This is a genomic window from Klebsiella sp. 1SOBk10mer (genome assembly GCF_046602535.1).
GTDB lineage: Bacteria > Pseudomonadota > Gammaproteobacteria > Enterobacterales > Enterobacteriaceae > Klebsiella > Klebsiella quasipneumoniae.
The window spans coordinates 1-1,205 of record NZ_JBKIUP010000053.1 but is presented as its reverse complement, the minus strand read 5'-3'; the positions used below and the strand labels follow the sequence as shown (position 1 = coordinate 1,205).

Below are 1,205 nucleotides of genomic sequence, written 5' to 3'. Positions count from 1 at the left end.
TTCGGCCTCAAGTTCAGCGGCTACGCCCGCTATGGCGCCCACTTCCAGACCGGCGACCAGAAATATGTCGGCGTCGACGGCTCCTATAACGGCGCCTCGGCGATCGGCCGCCTGGGCAACGAAAGCAACGGCGGCGAATTCCAGATCAGCAAGGCCTTCAAAAGCGCGCAGGGGGCTATCTGGGATCTTAACGTGATGTTCGACCACTGGAGCGACGAGGTTAACCTGAAGAAGGCCTACGTCGGCGTCACCAACGTGCTGGAATCCAACCCCAACGCCTATCTCTGGGCCGGCCGCGACTTCCACCAGCGTCCGCAACAGGGGATCAACGACTACTTCTGGATGAACCACGACGGCCAGGGCGCCGGGGTGAAGAACTTTGATATCGGCGGCGTACAGTTCGACGTGGCGGCGGTGTCGCAGGTGAAATCCTGTAGCCCCGAAGTGATGGCCGACGAGACCAACCCGTCGCGCATCACCTGTACCGGCAGCTCCGACACCGGCGACAACGGCCACTACGCGCTGACCACCAAAACCCACAACATCAAGGCCGGGCCGATCGACGTCGAGGTGTACGCCAACTACGGCTTTGACTCGAAGGCGGTGGACAGCGACGCGCGCCTCGAAGCCTGGCAGGGCGGCCTGGTGCTGAGCCACACCAACGACAGCGGGGTGAACAAGGTGATCCTGCGCTACTCCGACAACTCGGATAACAGCGTCTACAACAAAACCGACGACCTGACCACGGTCTACGCCAGCTTCGAGGGCAGCCATAAGTTCACTCAGCAGGCGCAGGTGGAATATCTGCTGGCCTTCCACGACTACGACAACGGCAGGGACAACACCGACAACCGCAAGAACTACGGCGCCATCGTGCGGCCGATGTATTTCTGGAACGACGTGCACTCCACCTGGCTGGAAGCGGGCTACCAGCGCGTGGACTACGACCAGGGCGGGAATAACCACGGCTGGAAGCTGACGCTGTCGCAGAACATCGCCATCGGCATGGGGCCGGAGTTCCGTCCGATGCTGCGCTTCTACGTGACCGGCGGCCAGGTGGACAATGAGCATACCGCGAAGGTGAACGGCACCCAGGACCAGCAGCTGGATTCGCTGAACGTCGGCGGGATGTTTGAGGCGTGGTTCTGATGCGATAGCGTTGCCGAAGGAGCGTTCCCGGCTGGCGCTACGCTTAGCCGGGCTAC

Annotated in this window: 1 protein-coding gene; it reads left to right on the top strand. The window is 62.0% G+C overall.

From position 1 onward, the window contains the following. Positions 1-1,149 (top strand): carbohydrate porin (locus ACLH1I_RS26545; RefSeq protein ID WP_411302955.1); only part of this gene is annotated, 1,149 nt, incomplete at its 5' end. Between the last annotated feature and the right edge of the window lie 56 nt (positions 1,150-1,205).